13 protein-coding genes are annotated in these 17,122 nt (G+C 42.1%); 6 read left to right on the forward strand and 7 right to left on the reverse strand.

Features of this window, described 5'->3' with window-relative positions; genetic code table 11:
* The first annotated feature begins 2 nt into the window (after positions 1-2).
* The 4 genes from UABAM_RS05765 to UABAM_RS05780 all read left to right on the forward strand — a co-directional run bounded on the left by UABAM_RS05765 (position 3) and on the right by UABAM_RS05780 (position 3,995).
* A complete protein-coding gene (locus UABAM_RS05765; protein WP_151967049.1) occupies positions 3-1,553 on the forward strand; it encodes a sodium:solute symporter family protein in 1,551 nt (516 codons plus the stop codon).
* Positions 1,554-1,662: 109 nt separating this feature from the next.
* Positions 1,663-2,520, forward strand: coding sequence for a heme o synthase (cyoE, locus tag UABAM_RS05770; RefSeq protein WP_173013151.1), 858 nt, complete (start codon positions 1,663-1,665; stop codon positions 2,518-2,520).
* Positions 2,520-2,936, forward strand: coding sequence for a DUF420 domain-containing protein (locus UABAM_RS05775; protein ID WP_151967051.1), 417 nt, complete (start codon positions 2,520-2,522; stop codon positions 2,934-2,936). The genes cyoE and UABAM_RS05775 overlap by 1 nt, the downstream gene beginning before the upstream one ends.
* Before the next feature lie 9 nt (positions 2,937-2,945).
* Complete coding sequence (locus tag UABAM_RS05780; RefSeq protein ID WP_151967052.1) at positions 2,946-3,995, forward strand: class I fructose-bisphosphate aldolase; 1,050 nt, start codon at positions 2,946-2,948, stop codon at positions 3,993-3,995.
* 44 nt (positions 3,996-4,039) lie between these two features.
* On the opposite strand, the gene UABAM_RS05785 is transcribed toward UABAM_RS05780, so the two are convergent.
* The 3 genes from UABAM_RS05785 to UABAM_RS05795 form a co-directional block, all read right to left on the reverse strand.
* Complete coding sequence (locus tag UABAM_RS05785; RefSeq protein ID WP_151967053.1) at positions 4,040-4,327, reverse strand: 4Fe-4S dicluster domain-containing protein; 288 nt, start codon at positions 4,325-4,327, stop codon at positions 4,040-4,042.
* A 185-nt stretch (positions 4,328-4,512) separates the two neighbouring features.
* Positions 4,513-6,465, reverse strand: coding sequence for an alpha/beta fold hydrolase (locus UABAM_RS05790; RefSeq protein WP_151967054.1), 1,953 nt, complete (start codon positions 6,463-6,465; stop codon positions 4,513-4,515).
* A 141-nt stretch (positions 6,466-6,606) separates the two neighbouring features.
* Positions 6,607-8,913, reverse strand: coding sequence for an FdhF/YdeP family oxidoreductase (locus tag UABAM_RS05795; RefSeq protein ID WP_151967055.1), 2,307 nt, complete (start codon positions 8,911-8,913; stop codon positions 6,607-6,609).
* Positions 8,914-9,049: 136 nt separating this feature from the next.
* Between UABAM_RS05795 and UABAM_RS05800 the strand changes: the two genes are divergently transcribed.
* Positions 9,050-10,543: a c-type cytochrome gene (locus UABAM_RS05800; protein ID WP_151967056.1), complete on the forward strand. Its 1,494-nt coding sequence runs from the start codon at positions 9,050-9,052 to the stop codon at positions 10,541-10,543.
* 74 nt (positions 10,544-10,617) lie between these two features.
* Here UABAM_RS05800 and UABAM_RS05805 read toward each other — a convergent pair whose 3' ends face one another.
* Positions 10,618-11,679, reverse strand: coding sequence for a hypothetical protein (locus UABAM_RS05805; protein WP_151967057.1), 1,062 nt, complete (start codon positions 11,677-11,679; stop codon positions 10,618-10,620).
* 147 nt (positions 11,680-11,826) lie between these two features.
* Positions 11,827-12,417: a DUF6655 family protein gene (locus UABAM_RS05810; protein ID WP_151967058.1), complete on the reverse strand. Its 591-nt coding sequence runs from the start codon at positions 12,415-12,417 to the stop codon at positions 11,827-11,829.
* A 441-nt stretch (positions 12,418-12,858) separates the two neighbouring features.
* Between UABAM_RS05810 and UABAM_RS05815 the strand changes: the two genes are divergently transcribed.
* A complete protein-coding gene (locus UABAM_RS05815; RefSeq protein ID WP_151967059.1) occupies positions 12,859-13,377 on the forward strand; it encodes a GNAT family N-acetyltransferase in 519 nt (172 codons plus the stop codon).
* A 10-nt stretch (positions 13,378-13,387) separates the two neighbouring features.
* Here UABAM_RS05815 and UABAM_RS05820 read toward each other — a convergent pair whose 3' ends face one another.
* Positions 13,388-15,238, reverse strand: a complete 1,851-nt coding sequence (locus UABAM_RS05820; RefSeq protein WP_173013152.1) for a protein kinase domain-containing protein — start codon at positions 15,236-15,238, stop codon at positions 13,388-13,390.
* 98 nt (positions 15,239-15,336) lie between these two features.
* Entirely contained in the window at positions 15,337-17,103 is a 1,767-nt protein-coding gene (locus tag UABAM_RS05825) for a thioredoxin domain-containing protein (protein WP_151967061.1), read from the reverse strand.
* Positions 17,104-17,122: the final 19 nt, after the last annotated feature.

Raw genomic sequence — 17,122 nt, forward strand, 5'->3', positions numbered from 1 at the left:
ACGTGACTGTACTTATCGTAATTGCATGTTATTTATTATTGCTATTGTCCTTAGGGGTACTTAGCGCGCGTTTTGCAAAACAGACAACAAGTGACTTTTTTCTCGCAGGTCGCAGCATTGGCCCTTTTTTGTTGTTTATGTCGCTCTTTGGAACGACAATGACCGCTTTTGCACTTGTGGGTAGTAGTGGCGAAGCTTACGAACGCGGAATCGGCGTTTATGGACTTATGGCTTCTGCTTCGGGAATTATTCACTCTGCGGTTTTCTTTCTCGTTGGTATGAAGCTATGGGTATTTGGAAAAAAATACGGTTATACCACGCAAATTCAATATTTTCGCGATCGTTTTGAGAGCGACAGCATAGGACTCGTACTATTTCCCGTGTTAGTACTTCTCGTTCTTCCGTACTTGCTCATTGGTCTTTTGGCAAGTGGAGCGAGTATCTTCGCTCTAACAAAAGGCGCATTACCTGGTGTTTTTGCCGCTGGAGCTGTTCCGCCGTGGCTTGGAACACTTGTTATTTGTTGTGTTGTCGTCACCTACATTTTTTACGGTGGAATTCGCGGTGCCGCATGGGCCAACGCGTTTCAAACATGCGTATTTATCATTCTCGGAATCGTAGCCTTTTATATGATTTCTGACGCGTTAGGAGGTGCGGCAAAAGCCACACAAATGGTACTCGCGCACAAACCAGACCTTCTGGCAAGAAGCGCACATATATCAAAATTTGAATTTGCGACATACATGTTAATCCCACTATCCGTGGGGATGTTTCCACACTTATTTCAACATTGGTTAACAGCTAAATCAGCAAAATCATTTCGCCTTTCCATAATAGCTCACCCAGTTTTTATTATGCTGGTGTGGGTTCCGTGTGTTTTAATCGGAGTTTGGGCTTCATCGGCGATGATCGACGGTACTCTCGTCGTTCCCGACCACAGTCGTGCCAATCAGGTTCTCACCATATTAATCCGCAAGCTACTCGATAGCCCTGTTCTAACTGGTTTACTGGGCGCAGGTATTTTAGCCGCCATTATGTCCTCTCTCGATTCACAGTTTTTGTGTCTAGGTACAATATTTACCAATGACATTGTGTTACATTATGCGGACGAAAGCAAAATATCCAACGTTCAAAAAGTATGGATTGCACGTGGATTTATTATCGCAATAGTTGCGGTTACCTATGTTATATCACTCTTTAAACCGGTACGTGTTTTTCCCCTCGCTGTATGGTGCTTTACCGGATTCTCCAGCTTATTTCCGCTGGTTTTTGCCTCTATTTATTGGAAAAGAACTACGAAAGTGGGGGCCATTGCCTCCGTCGTTACCGCCATTGGTATGTGGCTATTCTTTCTAAGTAAAGCAAATTGGGGAGCGAAAAGTAGTTTTCTTTTACCGGAAATACTACCTTTTATCAGCGCATCATCGGAATCGATGAATATAACTATTATGCCTGTATTACCAATTATTATTTGTTCCACTCTGGCACTTATTATAGGTTCACTGATGTCAAGTCCACCTTCCGAAAAAACGGTGGCAAAGTTCTTTAAGTAAAGACGTAACTGGTTGTAGCGAAGTAAAATTGCGTTACAACCAGATGTAGAACACTCAATTCATGAAAGTAAAAATGTTGAAAGCAAATACAATACAAACGAATTTTCTTATGCAATTACCAATTTCAACTTACATCCAATTGACAAAACCACGAATACTCATGATGGTGTTGATTACCGCTACGATGGGATATTTTTTGGCGAACAATAATGAAACGCCAGTTGTCACATTGGTATATACTTTGTGCGGTATGGCGTTAGCTGTCGGTGGTTCCGGAGCACTTAATCACTATATCGAACGTGAGACAGACAAAAAAATGCGCCGCACAGCCAATAGGCCTCTTCCTCAAGGAGTTATTTCGCCAGGCCAGGCCTTATTTTTTGGAACCACACTCATTATAGCGGGAACACTTGTATTATTCTTTCTCGTAAATATTATGACAACCTCCTTGGTGCTGTTGGCCGCACTCTCGTACGTTCTGGTATATACTCCACTCAAAAAAATAACGTGGTGGAATACATTTATAGGTGCGATTCCAGGAGCAATTCCTCCAGTTGCCGGTTGGTCAGCGACGGGTGCTATTACCATCGAAGCTTGGTTGTTATTTGCCATACTTTTTGCCTGGCAACATCCACATTTTTACGCCATCGCTTGGATGTATAGAGAAGACTATGCACGCGGTGGTTTCAAAATGCTTCCCGTGGTAGAACCCGATGGCAAGAGAACATTTCGCCAAGTCATTTTTTATACTTTGGCTATGATAGCTGTCTCGGTATGGCTATTTATTGAAGGACAAATGGGATACGTATACCTGGGTGGAGCAATACTATTAGGAGCTTTTTTTCTACACAAAGCCGTGGTATTTTGCCTTGGTAAACAAAATTCACAAGCCAAAGAATTGTTAAAGGCGTCAATCATATATTTACCAATACTTCTCGTTCTTATTTGTATGGATAAACTACTCTAATGACTATTCAAGATTTACCTACACTAAACGTCGGGTTAAATGCGCTGGCCTCTGTTTTTTTACTAAGTGGGTGGTGGGCGATTAAAACAAAAAAGCCGAACTTGCACAAAAAACTCATGTTGATGGCCTTTACAACTTCCGCGTGTTTTTTAGCAAGTTACTTGTACTATCATTTCAACGTGAAATTGATCACAAAATATGAAAAAGAAGGCTTTATCAGATATGTGTATTTCGCCGTTCTCTTCACACACATACCTGCGGCAACGTTTTCCGTACCACCTATTTTTATGGCACTCTACCACGCGTTTAAAGGAAATTTCGAAAAACACATGCGTATTACCCGTTGGTTACTGCCATTGTGGTTATACGTTTCGATTACTGGTATTATCGTATATTTTATGTTGTATGTCTTTTAGGAAAATCTAATGGGAAAAACTCAATCTCTCCTCGGAGAAAAAAGCGATTACTTATTGTCACACACTTGCCAAGGGATTAGCAAAGATCAACTCCATCTTCCTAGTGGCGACTTTGTGGATAGAATATTTGGTCCGAGTAACCGCTCTGTACCTGTTCTACGCAACCTGCAATCGTTATTCTCGGCCGGTCGTTTGGCAGATACAGGATACCTATCTATTTTGCCTGTTGATCAAGGTATAGAACACTCTGCTGGAGCATCTTTTGCCCCCAATCCTATGTATTTCGACCCCGAAAATATTGTGAAGTTAGCAATAGAAGGTGGATGTAATGGTGTCGCTTCAACCCTGGGGGTTCTTGCGTCCGTTTCACGCAAATACGCACACAAAATCCCTTTTATTCTCAAAATAAATCACAATGAGCTCATCAGTTACCCAAATACCCATGATCAAATTATGTTTGCAAGTATTGATCAGGCTTACGATATGGGCGCTGTGGGAATTGGCGCGACAATTTATTTTGGTGCACCTGAGTCTTCACGACAAATTCAAGAAGTATCGAAGGCGTTTGCTTACGCTCACCAAAGAGGATTACTCACTATCTTATGGTGTTATACACGTAACTCTGCCTTCAAGAAAGATGGTGTAGATTATCACGTTTCTGCGGACCTCACCGGTCAGGCGAACCATCTAGGTGTTACGATCGAAGCGGACATCATCAAACAGAAACTTCCTGTAAATAACGGTGGATACACCGCACTGAATTTTGGGAAAACTCACAAGAACGTTTATGAAAAACTTTGCAGCGACCACCCTATCGATTTAACACGTTACCAAGTAGCAAACTGTTATATGGGAAGAGCAGGGTTAATTAACTCTGGTGGTGCTTCAGGAGAGAACGATCTTGTGCAAGCAGTGGAAACAGCTGTGATCAACAAAAGAGCTGGAGGGATGGGTCTTATTTGTGGACGTAAAGCATTCCAAAGGCCAATGACAGAAGGTGTCGAAATTTTGAACGCAATTCAGGATGTTTATCTTGATGATTCTGTAACGATTGCGTAGATCTTATTTATATTTAGGCTGTATAAATATACAGCCTAAATATATTACAAGCCGAAACGATCTTTATTTTTTTGTATAAAAGATTCTTGACCTTCGGGAATTTCATCTTCATGGTAGATTGCGTTCACAGGACACTCTGGTTCACATGCTCCACAGTCGATACATTCATCAGGATTTATATACAACATATCATTCGCTTCACGCATCTTCTCTTTATCTTCTTCGCTCTCAATATCATACTCTTCTGCTGTATAAATGCAATCAACTGGGCAAACAGCGACGCAAGCTGTGTCACATACGCCCACACATGGCTCTGTTATATAATATGACATATCTATTTTCTTTTGGAATATCCAAGGCTGCCTTCCTTCAGCCAAAGAAAGTGACCTTATTCTGCTTTGATGTGTGTAATTGTATTATTGGTACTGAGGAGGTCTTGCGATATATACAGAAGACTATTCCCCTGTGTACCAATAAAAATGAAATCCACGCGAATGTCAACTATTATCTAAAGTTTTTATCGTAATTTTATAATAGGACGCTTTGCGGCTTTTATCACATCTTTTTGGATTTGCAGTAAATTTCCCAAATGTCCTCCTCGAGGGGATAGCATTAGGCGATTTTCTGGTACCAAATGTTTTAGCAAACGCAAAGATTGTTTATCAACAAGTGGGTCATTGGCATTTACAAAGAATTTTAGTTTATAATTATCGCGTAAAGTATTTTTAATTTTCCAATAACTGTTGTTGTATCCGAACTCTTCGTTGATATTGCCATCATCTATTCCCAGTTTTTTCTGATACGTCGGAATAATAATATTACGGCAATATGTAGAGAAACTAGCGACGGGAAGTCCTTCTGTCCATACGAGTAAACTACGAATATAGCTAAATCCTACCAAAAATCGTGCGTCTTCTCCGGTGAGTTGGTATGGTGTATTCCATGGATTTGGTCCACCACTAGTGATCAACTCAAAAATAGTCCCAATACTTTTCAGCTGTCGCGAGGCGCGCTCTTCGTTGTTAAGGTTTTTATAACTATCATAGGTAAAGCGGTCAATTAAACTCATCGCGTAGGTTAAGTTACCAGGGCTATGAACACTGATATAGTTATCGAAGATAGGATTGCGTAGTTTTTCTTCCTTCGCCGCAATAAAAGCGGTATAAAATCCCCCCATTGAGTAACCAACGAGAGTCACTTGGGTAATCTTTTGCGGATACTTGTTACGTATCTCTCCGAGGATCGCTTCAATCATGGTGTATATATGCTCTGTGTCACGAGCGATAATGCCCGGCTTATCGTTGCCTTTGAAACCTTGGGCGAAATTCACACTAAAAATACTACTCATGGTAACAACAGAAAAACCTTCGTTGTAGAAATCTTCCGCAGTTTTATTGCACAATCCCGAGTTGTAGTCTCCCCCAAAACCAGGAATAACAAAAGCCAAAGGCGCTTCTTTTTCTTGCATCCACACGTTATAGTTGATCGCTTTCTCTTGGCCTTTAAACTTGATATCTCCCGTGATCGCTTGGTTGGCAAAACGAGGATTTCTTCCTGTGTACTGCAAGTAACCCAGCGTTTCCAATATTCCCGCATCTTGTGGACGTATTACTTTCTTCGCCTCCTGCTGTGGCGTATGCTCCTCCAACTCCACTGAACCAACCACTCGTAGACGCGACAAATCGCGAATGTTGGCATACGGGTCCGCAACACCTTTGGTGTTTGTATTCCATATGGGTACGATTACATAAAGTATATTGTTAATATTCAAAACCGTACCGACTTCTTGCAGGTAATAGGTAAATACGCTGGTGGCGTTATCACCAGCCAATCCTCCAATGCCGCGAATATCAGATGGGCCAAGAAATGGTATCATGATAAACGGTCCTGGGGGTAGCCCCCAGTGTGCTAGTGTCTTTTCAAAGCCCTGTACAGGTGGCTTTTTTAGAAAACCAACTCCTGTATAATCAGCAAAGTCAAAAATTCCGGCGATTCCAATGGTTGAATTCAACAAGAAACGACTTACCACAGAAGAGGCATGCACAAACTTAAACTGTAATAAATTGTTCACGAACTTTGTAGGCATGTTGATGTTGTCCGCGACATTCTGAATGCGCTTTTGGGCTTCGCGCGGTACGACATAACCATAGACGTCTCCCACAGGGGTGAGTACCCAACGGATGACAAAGTCGTTAAAGTGGTATATAGGGCGGTTGACAGACTCAATGGGGTCCCAAATTGTAACCCCTTCGGTGGGATCATTTTTTTGCATCTGTACTTCATAAACGGGCATATCGCTTAAAAAATCTTCGTAGGCAACATCTCCCTCAACAACATAGTCAAGGTCTTTTTCGCTTTCAAATATTGGTTGACTTTCAACCACTTGTGTCTCAAAAACCTTTACGGGAGCAGAGCATGAGCAAACGAATATGCACAGCACTATGCCCCATGTGAATTTTTGTGAAATCATATTGGATTCCTATTGTATGTAACTGAATGTAAAATTTCCAAACGATCCCAAACCCAACAACTAAAGTATTCAAACATCACGAATAGATTTGCGAGCAGGAGCGAAATCGTAGAACACATTGTACACATATCAAAATGTAGATCAATCTCTATCTGCATTAAATTTTACTAATGTAACCACGATGGATTTAGAGGCCGGAGTGTTACTACCGTCGGCTTTGTGACCTATGGGAACGAGAACATTTGCTTCCGGAAAATACGTCGCCACACAACATGCAGGGATATCGTATTCCACCACCATAAATTTACGAGCAATGCGTTTTTCACCACTAAAATGACTGGTAATGTCGACGTGATCGCCTTGCTTTAGCTGTGCGTTTTCCATATCAGAACGATTCATTAAAATAACACGGCGCGTATTGTGGATACCACGATAACGATCAGAAAGACCATAAATCGTTGTGTTGTACTGGTCGTGGCTGCGAATCGTCATCATCATATACTCATCTTTTTGCAATGTACTACGCGGAATGGGGTGAGACGTGAAAACGCCTTTTTCTGAAGAAGTGGCAAAATAGCACTTGTCGCGTACCGCATTCGGTAAATAAAAACCATCATGAACGCGTTTGTTGTAATTGTCGAAACCTGCGATTGTTTTTTCAATGCACTCGCGCACCACATCGTAGTTGTCCATGGAATCCCACGCAAATTTTTCGGGAAACATTGCTTTTGCCATCTCGCGCACAATCCATATTTCACTGCGCAGCTCCGTCGAGGCAGGAGTCAGCAACCCTTGTGTTTTATGCACAATCCCCATCGAATTTTCCACGCTACAAAATTGCAATTTACCGTTTTGCACATCCTGCTCGGTGCGGCCAAGACATGGCAAGATAATCGACTCTTTTCCGGTGATCAAATGCGCGCGATTGAGCTTTGTCGATACATGAACCGTAAGATCGCAATTGCTCATTGCTGTTGCCGTGTACTCGGTGTCTGGTGTGGCCGAAAGAAAATTGCCGCCCATAGAAAAAAACACTTTTACCTTACTGTCGTACATCGCTTCGATGGCAGCAACGGTGTCATAGCCCTTTTGTTGTGGAGGAGTAAAATCAAACACCTTTGACAGATTTTCCAGAAGCGCTTGCGGGGGATTACTCGTAATACCCACCGTCCGATCGCCTTGCACATTGCTATGTCCACGCACAGGACATGCACCAGCGCCTTTACGCCCAAAATGTCCCCCGAGAAGAAGTAAATTCACCACATTCTGGATATTGGCAATGGCATTTTTATGCTGTGTCAGTCCCATCGCCCAACAGCAGATCATGCTCTTGGCATGGGCAATAATCTGTGTTGCCTCTTCGATTTTCTCCTGAGAAATACCACTCTCTTCGACAATGATTTCCCATGATTCTTCGCGTATGTCTGTACAAAATGCGTCAAATCCCACCGTATTTTTCTCAATAAAATCGTAGTCAATGAGGCGTTTGTCGTTTTGTTCATCCAATGCCAACCACGCTTTTAAAATTCCCTTGAGAAGAGCAACATCTCCATTTATCTTCACCTGTAGAAAAAGTGAAGTAAGCTTTGTACTGTTAACTCCCATTAGTCCACTCACCTCTTGAGGATGTGCAAAACGGTTGCTACCAACTTCTGACAACGGATTAATGGTGATGATCTGACAGCCACCACGCGCAGCTTTCTGCAAAGCGGTCAGCATACGAGGATGATTCGTTCCGGGATTTTGTCCAAGAACCACAATGCACTCTGCATGTTCGAAGTCTTCTAAAGTTACGGTACCTTTACCAATGCCGATAACTTGCTTGAGTCCCATTCCACTGGATTCATGACACATATTTGAACAGTCAGGTAGGTTATTTGTTCCCAACATACGCGCAAAAAGCTGTAGCAAAAACGCCGCTTCATTGCTAGTACGTCCTGAAGTATAAAATACCGCGTCATTCGCACTTTCAAGATCTTTCAGCTTTGTGGTAATCTTCTCAAGAGCGTCTTCCCAGGAAATTTCTTCATAACAAGACGCATCAGGAGCGAGATAAACTGGATGAGTCAAACGCCCTTGTTTCCCCAACCAATAGTCGCTTTGCAAGGAAAGCTTGTCCACCGACCATTCGCCAAAAAATTGTGGTGTAACGCGCTTTTTCGTCGCCTCTTCGGCAACGGCCTTTACTCCATTTTCGCAAAACTCGACAACACTGCGCTTGTCTTCTGGGTCCGGCCACGCACAGCCAGGGCAATCAAATCCATCTTTTTGGTTCACCTTACGCAGCGTTTGTAGAGTGCGCAAAGTTCCCATTTCTTTGAAGGCATGTTGCGTACTTGACATCACCGCCTTACTCCCACCTGCCACATCGGGATTTTTGGTGATTTTGGCATCACTAAAGTTTTCCAGTGGCGGCTGCGCTTGTGTATTTTTTCTTTTGTAATTCATAAAAACCCCAACTATTCGTTAAATTTGTTGATTTTGAACGCCATTATAACTTATTGACCAACACAAAAAAAGTTGCAAAAATTTTTCCGTAATTTGTTATGATAGCAAAAATTTTACATTCAAATGGAGACAAGTTATGAAATATATTGCGGTATTAAGTTTCGTTATTTTGATAAGTTGTAGTAGTGAAGTCGAAGTGGTGGACACCACCCCACAGCCGTTGCCGGGTATCGACATAAGCTATTACCAAGGGCAAATCGAACCCAAGATCGACGGTTACCCCACAGGCACACCACTAGTTGTGGAATATACCAATGCCGACTTTCCTGAGAGCACTTACGCCAATGATAAATACTTATTTGTCGCAAACATCAACGGTGTAGGTTTAGACAAGGACGGCAATGGCTGGATCGCCAAAATGCCTTTGGGGAAATTACCCCAAAAAATGACCCCGTGGGTGAGTGGTTTAAACGCACCAAAAGGCATGCGTGCTTCTAAAGGTACGTTATGGGTAGCCGATATTGACACTGTGGTTGCCATTGACATCGCCGCAGGAAAAATTACACAAAAAATAGAGCTGGCCGATAGTGGATTCTTAAACGACATTGCTGTTGATAACGACGGCAATATTTACGTTTCGGATACACTCAAAAGTCGTATTTGGAAAATAACAGATGGTAAAGCCAGTATATGGGATGAAGGCAAACACTTAGAGTCGCCAAACGGTTTACTCGTCGATGGGGACAAACTCATTGTCGCTGCTTTTGGTTACCTAACGGAATTATGGAAAGCCCAGTCCCCCGGCAAATTGTATTCCTTAGATTTGAAAACAAAAGACAAAAAAGACATCACCGGAACATTGGGCAATTTAGATGGACTGGAAAAATACGACGACAATCATTACTTAGTGTCAGACTGGCCGCAAGGGAAGATATTTGCGGTAAACAAAAATGGCGAAAAAAAAGTAATTGTCCATGGTATACTCGGAGCTGCGGACATTGGGTTTGCTTCGGGCAAAAAGTGGCTAACCATCCCACGCATGGGAGAAGATCTCATCACGGTTCTCCACATAGATTCACTGGAAAAGTTAGATGGTATGCAAAAAAAGCATGAAGTAAAAATAAACCAACTATGGAATAAAGGACGCATTCGTTCTGCGGCGTGCAATGCCTGCCATGGCCGCGAGGGAAATAGTGGCAATACACTGTGGCCTAATTTGCGCAATCAACATCGTAATTACTTTGTCAAAGCACTACGCGATTTTCGCAAAGGAAAGCGCAAGCACCCGCTAATGACACCCGCAGCAAAAAATCTTACCGATAGAGACATTACCTATCTTTCTTATTACTACACTGCGTATAGGGATGAGCCACGTAGCGAGCCATTAAACGACGAGAAGTGGCAAAAAGGCAAGACTAAATCAAAGACATGCTTTACTTGCCACGGCACAAATGGCATTAGCCCGGCATCCATGTGGCCGAGCTTGATCAAGCAAAGCGAAGGGTATTTGGTGAAGTCCATGAAAGACTTTCGCGACGGGAAAAGAAAAGATTTGCAGATGAATTATGTGATGAAGAAGTTTAGCGACGAAGACATTGAAGCAGTGGCTTATTATTTTTATCACCAGTAAATTATACGAAGGTTGCCATGTGATTATTTGGTTTTGTGAAACCGCAAAACCAAATAATCACATGCAATCCAAAACTACCCTGGAGTGATAATACGAATTGTCTCTTTCACTGGTAAGGTTGCTGGCAAGGTCGCCTTCACCAAAAATAACAGAGCAAAACATGTCGTCACCATATCCTTCCAGTGACCGTCTCTTTGATGTCGCACAAGATAACTAGCGCCAAGCGCATACCACTCAAAGCGACCAATCAAGTCCCAACCAATCAAACTCCCTACACGTTCCAAACCATACAAATAGTAATAGTGCCAGTTCTTGTGATGGCGCGAACGACTCGGATTTGTTTCTACGGTAAAATGTAGAGCCAACCACGCCATACCATCCTCGATACCTTTTGTCAACATCTTATGTGCCCGCGCATATTTTTTCGTTGTACTAAGATGTTCGCGAATAATGAGCAAACAACAAACGCCTGCGGCGGTCATACTTCCCGTAGAAGATGCCTTCGCGGTATATCCCCAACCACGTGCGTAATGTTGCGTATCACTTTTGTAATACTCATTTTTACTACCACCTATGACTCCAACGACTTCATGGCCATTTTTTTGTGCACGCAACAAAGCTTCCAATAGCCGCAACCATATCTTATCGGATATTTTGACTCCTAATCTCACCGCAGATCTCAAGGCAAAAACGGCAAATTGCGTATTCGACAAATCTTTAGAAGATGAGTGCGTACTATAAGACCAATAATCATTCGACCGCGCCGCAAGCAGCTTTTTCACCATTACTTTTAATAACAGTTGCATTCTTTTGGGAAATTTGGGAACTTTACGACGATAGTAATCTAAAGCCATAATGGTGAGAGACACGCCATAAGTAGTACGAGGAGGACGCTGCCAGAGGGAAGAAAAGCCCGCGCGTATTGCTCTTGTTTTCGGGTTAACACCAGACTTCAACAACGTAAAAACAACCAACGCTGTTTTGCCAGGTCCCTCCCAGCTTCCGTTGCGTTTTTGTTTTTTGAGTAAATATGCGACACCTGAATTTACGGTGCTGTTGATTTCGGTCTGTTGGACGTTGGCTGCAAAAGCAACTATTGTTGTGGAAAGCATTAAAATGCATAGCGATTTTTTCATTGCGTATCTCCTTTGTAAATGTATAGGTTTACCTTTAGAGATGCGCAAATCGCAAAAAGGTTAAATAAAATCTAAATTTTTTAACCCCCTCAAAAAATCGCTATTCTTTGGTATGACATTGAAATCTTTTTTGTTACGTAGTTCCCATTACTCGGGGTAGATGTCATTCGAACCGTCAAATGGACCTATAAAAAGAAAAATCCATTGATTGTAGTAAGAAGAACCCCAAAGGTCATCAGACTTGGAAACAAAAGTGTTGTCGGCAGTTTTATAAATCCACAACTGCATTTTACACCATCCTTGAGATGTATCACGTTTGAATACACTAATTGGCGGTGTAATAACTGGTGGAAGTTCTGCCCCAAAACCGAGAGCAACAGGTAAACCAGGTATACCCATCGTGAAATCGCTATCAAAAATTCCGAGAGTTCCATTGCGTACTTCAACAGTGTAGTCAGAACCATCGGCAACGACAATAGCGCCTGCCGCAGACAAATGTTCGCGTAATGCACTACTGACATACGGTTTATCCACAGAATCATAATGTGAATCGTCAATGGTCACTTTTTTTCCGCTTAAACTTTTGTCAACTTTGTAGTTCTGGATAGCACGTTCCGCTGCGGTGGAAACCAGAAGTATTTCGGTTGCTGTTCTCGCTGTTGTCGTATCGCGAATTCCACCAATACACCCTATCATAGGAAGAAATGCAAGCAGAATCATAATACAGCGTGAAAACATTTTTAACTCCTTATCGATACTCTTAATATAAAACACAAGTTCCTCGTTTATTAGAAACTTTTCAACAAACTACTAGAATCGTGTAGTTTTGTCAAAACGAAAATAGGTTTTTACAATGAAGTACTACATTTCCCAAAACTGCGCTAATTTTTGTTCCTTTTGCGTGTAATACCACAAAAAACGACGGCTTTCTTTGCCGCGAATAACTGTGCTAGGTAATGATTGTTAAATTTCATTTTCGGCCTTCCAAATAAACGTTTACTGTTATCCATTCAAATGTGACAAATAATTTGTCAATGTTTAGATTTTCACATACGAAAATATAGTATAATGAAATGATGTGCAAATAAAAATAGCAGGGTACTTGTTTTTGTAACTCCTTTGTCATCTTTTAATATAGATTTTTGAAAAAATCTTGCCATATTTATAGAAGGTTATCGTATGAGAATTACACCAAATATTTTACTTGAAAATCTGACGATAGAAGATGCATCTACTCTTTTTTCCTTGATAGAAAAAAATCGTGATTTGCTTGAAAAGTATTTGTATTGGGTCAAAAGTGTTGTCGATGTAAAAACAGCAGAAGATTACATTCGCACGCGTGTGTCGAGTGATAAACCTGGAGCCAAATGGTTCAAAATTATCTTTCGCAAAAAAATTTCGGGTATTTTCGGCATCAAATCTTTATGTCATGAGAAATCAGAAGTAGAAATAGGTTATTGGTTATCACAACACGCTCATGGAAATGGGATAGTTACACAAATAATTTCGACCGTTTGTGAGAGCCTTAAACATAAAAAGAATATAAAATACCTGAAAATTTGCTGTCTAGAAGAAAATCATGCAAGTATCTCCGTAGCGAAGAGTGTGGGCGGAATTCACACAAATACCATTCATAAATATTTTGAAATCGATGGAATCTTGCAAGATCTACATGTATACACCGCCAAATTGTTTTGATATTGCCGCATCATTTTTTCCTTTTGGGAATTAGCATGCGTAGTCGGGCAATCGTGGTATCCAGATTTGCATCTTTCACACCCAATGCCTTCGCATCCCCAAAGTCTTTTAGGGCCTGCCGAAAATTACTCTTCATCATATGTAATCTACCGCGATTGACATAGGCCTTGGCCAAATTAGGCTCTAGTGCCAGGGCCTTATCGTGATCCACAAGAGCTTCGTGGTACATTTTTTTATCGATATACAATCGCCCTCGTCCCGCATACGCATCTACATAAGAAGGATTTAATTCAATGGCAACGCTGTAATCTCGGAGGGCCTCATTTAACTTTCCTTGGCGATGATAAATGTTCGCGCGAAAAACGTATGGTTCTGCGCGCTTTGGGTCTATTTGCATGGCTTTGGCAATATCTTTGAGGGCTTCTTCATTTTTTCCTAACTTGCGGTATGTGTTGGCGCGATTGATGTAACCCAAAACGTCCTCAGGGGAATCGGCAATCACATGATTATAATCTTTAATCGATTCTTCCAAATACCGACGTTTATTGCTCTGTCCAAAGATAGCACCGCGTAGCCATCGCAATTCTTTTGCTGTTTTTAAACGATCGGCTTGTTGAAAAACTTTGATAAACGGCTGTACAAATTTTTTATCTTGTATTAAACGTGGAGATTTCTTTGCTGCGTATTTGAGGGATTTGAGGCTCGCGTTTACCAAAACTTGCGATTGTTGTTGCTCTTGCTTCAATTTGACAAGATTCTCTTCGGTTTTCTTCTTTTCTTGCATCAGAAGAACATTGAGATCTTGTGCTTGTTGCCAGGCATGAGTAATGAACGTAACAGCTACGAGCAAAATGCTAAAAACACTGATCACCGCCAGGGTTAGAATTTTATTTTTCAAGAAGAAGTATCGTGCGGCATCTAATTTGGTGTACCTTTTGGCTAAAATGGGTCTTTGTTGCTGCAAATTGCGAAATTCTTTGGTCAATTGTCGAAAATCGTTGTAGCGTTTTTGCGGTTTTTTTTCTAGACACTTCAAACAAATCGCTTCGAGATACGCAGACACTTTTTCATTGAATTCGTGAGGAGGAACGGGGTATTTATCTACGATTTGGCAGACAATATTCACATAGTGCGCTCCCTGAAAAACCGGGCGCAAAGTCAAAGCTTCGTATAATGTCGCACCTATGGAATAAATATCACTTTGGATTGTCGCTTTGCCCTCGATTTGCTCCGGGGACATGTACAACAACGTCCCCAACATTTGACCTGATTGCGAAAGTTTTTCCACATCTTCATCGCGCACTTTCGCAAGACCAAAGTCCATAATTTTTGGCTGGCCTTGGGCCGTTACCATGATATTTGCCGGTTTAATATCGCGGTGTAAGATATTTTTTTTGTGCGCATGCTGTAGGGCTTCGCAGATTTTGATCATCAAATCAATGATATGGGTCTCTTTCAACCTGCGTTCATGAATAAGCTGCTGCAAGGTCCAACCTTCTATGTACTCCATGGCAATATATGGTTGTGGTTTCTCACCCACCTCGTAAAATCGTACTATATTGGGATGATCCAAACGTGCAGTTGCCGCAGCTTCTAACAAAAATCGTTTTTGATTTTGGTGAGATGCTTGGTTGGCAATCACCTTGAGAGCCACAGGTATTTTCAGTTTGGTGTCATATGCCTTGTAGACAACCCCCATGCCTCCGCGTCCGAGAGGTCTTTCTATGTGGTAGCGACCAAACGTTTGTCCTTTTACAATGGGACTCTGTGTACGAAGGTGATCAAAGAATTCGCTGTGCTTTTTTGTGGTTTCAGCCCTTGAGTCGGCAGCGGTAACATTTTCCCTATTGTGGTAATCCATACTCACTCCTATCCTCTCACTACGCTTTTGTCTTGTATTTGTAAAATGATCGAGGTCTCCCACATTGCAATGGCAATGTGGGAGAATCCACGGTATCATTACTCACCAATCAAAGCTTGCTCTAATAACAAACCTTCTAGTTCATCAGCTTCGCGAATCGGTGCGGAACAGGCGCCATCGGCACATAAGAACGCGGCAGAAAAAGGTAGCGAGGGAAACGTAATTCCGGCATTGTTCGTCGCATCTTCTTTTTCTTGTAACCACTCGATCACCTTGTGATAGCGCATAAATTTTTGAGCTCTCATAAAGAGTGCTTTTGCCTCTTCATCGACGCCGACAACTGTCACATGTAATGGCGGCGCAGCCAATTCTTCATCGGCCAACAAAATCGCGGGTTCCGTAAGACGTTTTTTGAGTATCGATTCTGTTGCTAAGTATTGCATTGCGTGACGTGCCATTTGCAAGTAGTTGTCTTTATTGGTGTAGTGATACACCTTGTTCGCACATCTTGTCACCGCAATATTCTCACTTAGGTCGTTTATGGGGGAGATAACGCTGTTCGCGGCGGGCGCCTCACCATAATATCCACCACGCTCATTGCGCAAGTTTTGCGCGATGAAATCCAGTGTTTGTTTAGCGCTTTGCAACCACTTTTCGGTCGCGGTGACTTCGTAAAGTTGTATAAAGGCGGCGGCTAGGGCGATATTTCCCGAAAGGTATGGTCCGCCGTTGTCTTTCGCTCCGTGGGTAAAACCTAAACCTGAACGACGGTTTTTTAGAAACCATTCTCCGGCATTTTGCGCGATTTGTAAATATTTTTCGTCATCCGTTACCGCATACATTAAGGCAAAAGCTTCTATTGCCCAACCATTTTCGCGTGAGTATACGCTTTTGTCAACGCGAGGAATTCCCTGTTCGCGCCGTTTTTCATCCCCCAAGGCAAAATACGCATCGCTTTTTTGTCCAGGAACGACATCCGCATCTTGACTCGTATAAAAAACGCCATCGCTACTCATCAAAAATTCTTGCATATAGTCGCAAATCTTTTTCGCGGCGCGTAGATACTTTGGTTCGCGATATACACGGTATCCACTGGCATACGCTTTAATGGCACGAACTTGTGTGGCCATAATTTTTTCGTAGTGTGCGTGTTGCCAATCGCCGTGGGTAGAATATTGGTACATCCCACCCCACACCGGATCAATAAGTTCGGCGGCACCGTCTAATGTGCTGCGCGCCACTTTGTCGCTAAAATCGTCTTTGAGTTGTGCACGTACTAACGCGTACTCTACGCTGTCCCAGTCTAAAAACTTCTTGGCCAATTTAAGTCCACCAAATTTTGCGTCGTATGTTTTGCGATACTTATTTTTGAGTACCTCACGCGTAGTAACAGATAGGGTGTGTTCTTTGGCGTATTGTACTTGTTCTTTGCCTTCCTGCGCTTGCGGGTTTAAGAAAAGTTCTTGCAAAAGTTTACTCATTCTTTGCGGAGGAATATATCCGCGATTTTTTAGAATCTCTCTTCCATCTGCGGTAAATATAATTGTCGCAGGCCACCCGTATTGGCGGTAACGATTTGCAAGTGCCGGATGGGAGTCCTGATCAACACGTACCGGAATATAGTGGGCATCGATCATTTTGACCACATCACTATCTTCATAAGTTGTCTGCTCCATGACATGACACCAATGACACCAGTTAGATTTTAGATCCAGAATCACTAAACGATTTTCCTGTTGTGCTTTCGCAAATACATCATTAGACCAAGTCTCCCATAAAATGGAAGGCTGAGAATTGTTGTGCATATTCTGTGATGTATAACAGCCGCTTAGGAAAATCACTAGAACAAAAGCGTAGCGAAACATAGGTATTTCCTTGTGAAAA

This window comes from Candidatus Uabimicrobium amorphum (assembly GCF_009002475.1).
GTDB classification, from domain to species: domain Bacteria; phylum Planctomycetota; class Uabimicrobiia; order Uabimicrobiales; family Uabimicrobiaceae; genus Uabimicrobium; species Uabimicrobium amorphum.

What these genes read in the sequence shown, in the direction of transcription:
- cyoE (WP_173013151.1), top strand. Translation starts at nt 1,663, where the DNA reads ATGCAATTACCAATTTCAACTTACATCCAATTGACAAAACCACGAATA.
- UABAM_RS05775 (WP_151967051.1), top strand. Translation starts at nt 2,520, where the DNA reads ATGACTATTCAAGATTTACCTACACTAAACGTCGGGTTAAATGCGCTG.
- UABAM_RS05780 (WP_151967052.1), top strand. Translation starts at nt 2,946, where the DNA reads ATGGGAAAAACTCAATCTCTCCTCGGAGAAAAAAGCGATTACTTATTG.
- UABAM_RS05785 (WP_151967053.1), bottom strand. Translation starts at nt 4,327, where the DNA reads ATGTCATATTATATAACAGAGCCATGTGTGGGCGTATGTGACACAGCT.
- UABAM_RS05790 (WP_151967054.1), bottom strand. Translation starts at nt 6,465, where the DNA reads ATGATTTCACAAAAATTCACATGGGGCATAGTGCTGTGCATATTCGTT.
- UABAM_RS05795 (WP_151967055.1), bottom strand. Translation starts at nt 8,913, where the DNA reads ATGAATTACAAAAGAAAAAATACACAAGCGCAGCCGCCACTGGAAAAC.
- UABAM_RS05800 (WP_151967056.1), top strand. Translation starts at nt 9,050, where the DNA reads ATGAAATATATTGCGGTATTAAGTTTCGTTATTTTGATAAGTTGTAGT.
- UABAM_RS05805 (WP_151967057.1), bottom strand. Translation starts at nt 11,679, where the DNA reads ATGAAAAAATCGCTATGCATTTTAATGCTTTCCACAACAATAGTTGCT.
- UABAM_RS05810 (WP_151967058.1), bottom strand. Translation starts at nt 12,417, where the DNA reads ATGTTTTCACGCTGTATTATGATTCTGCTTGCATTTCTTCCTATGATA.
- UABAM_RS05815 (WP_151967059.1), top strand. Translation starts at nt 12,859, where the DNA reads ATGAGAATTACACCAAATATTTTACTTGAAAATCTGACGATAGAAGAT.
- UABAM_RS05820 (WP_173013152.1), bottom strand. Translation starts at nt 15,238, where the DNA reads ATGGATTACCACAATAGGGAAAATGTTACCGCTGCCGACTCAAGGGCT.
- UABAM_RS05825 (WP_151967061.1), bottom strand. Translation starts at nt 17,103, where the DNA reads ATGTTTCGCTACGCTTTTGTTCTAGTGATTTTCCTAAGCGGCTGTTAT.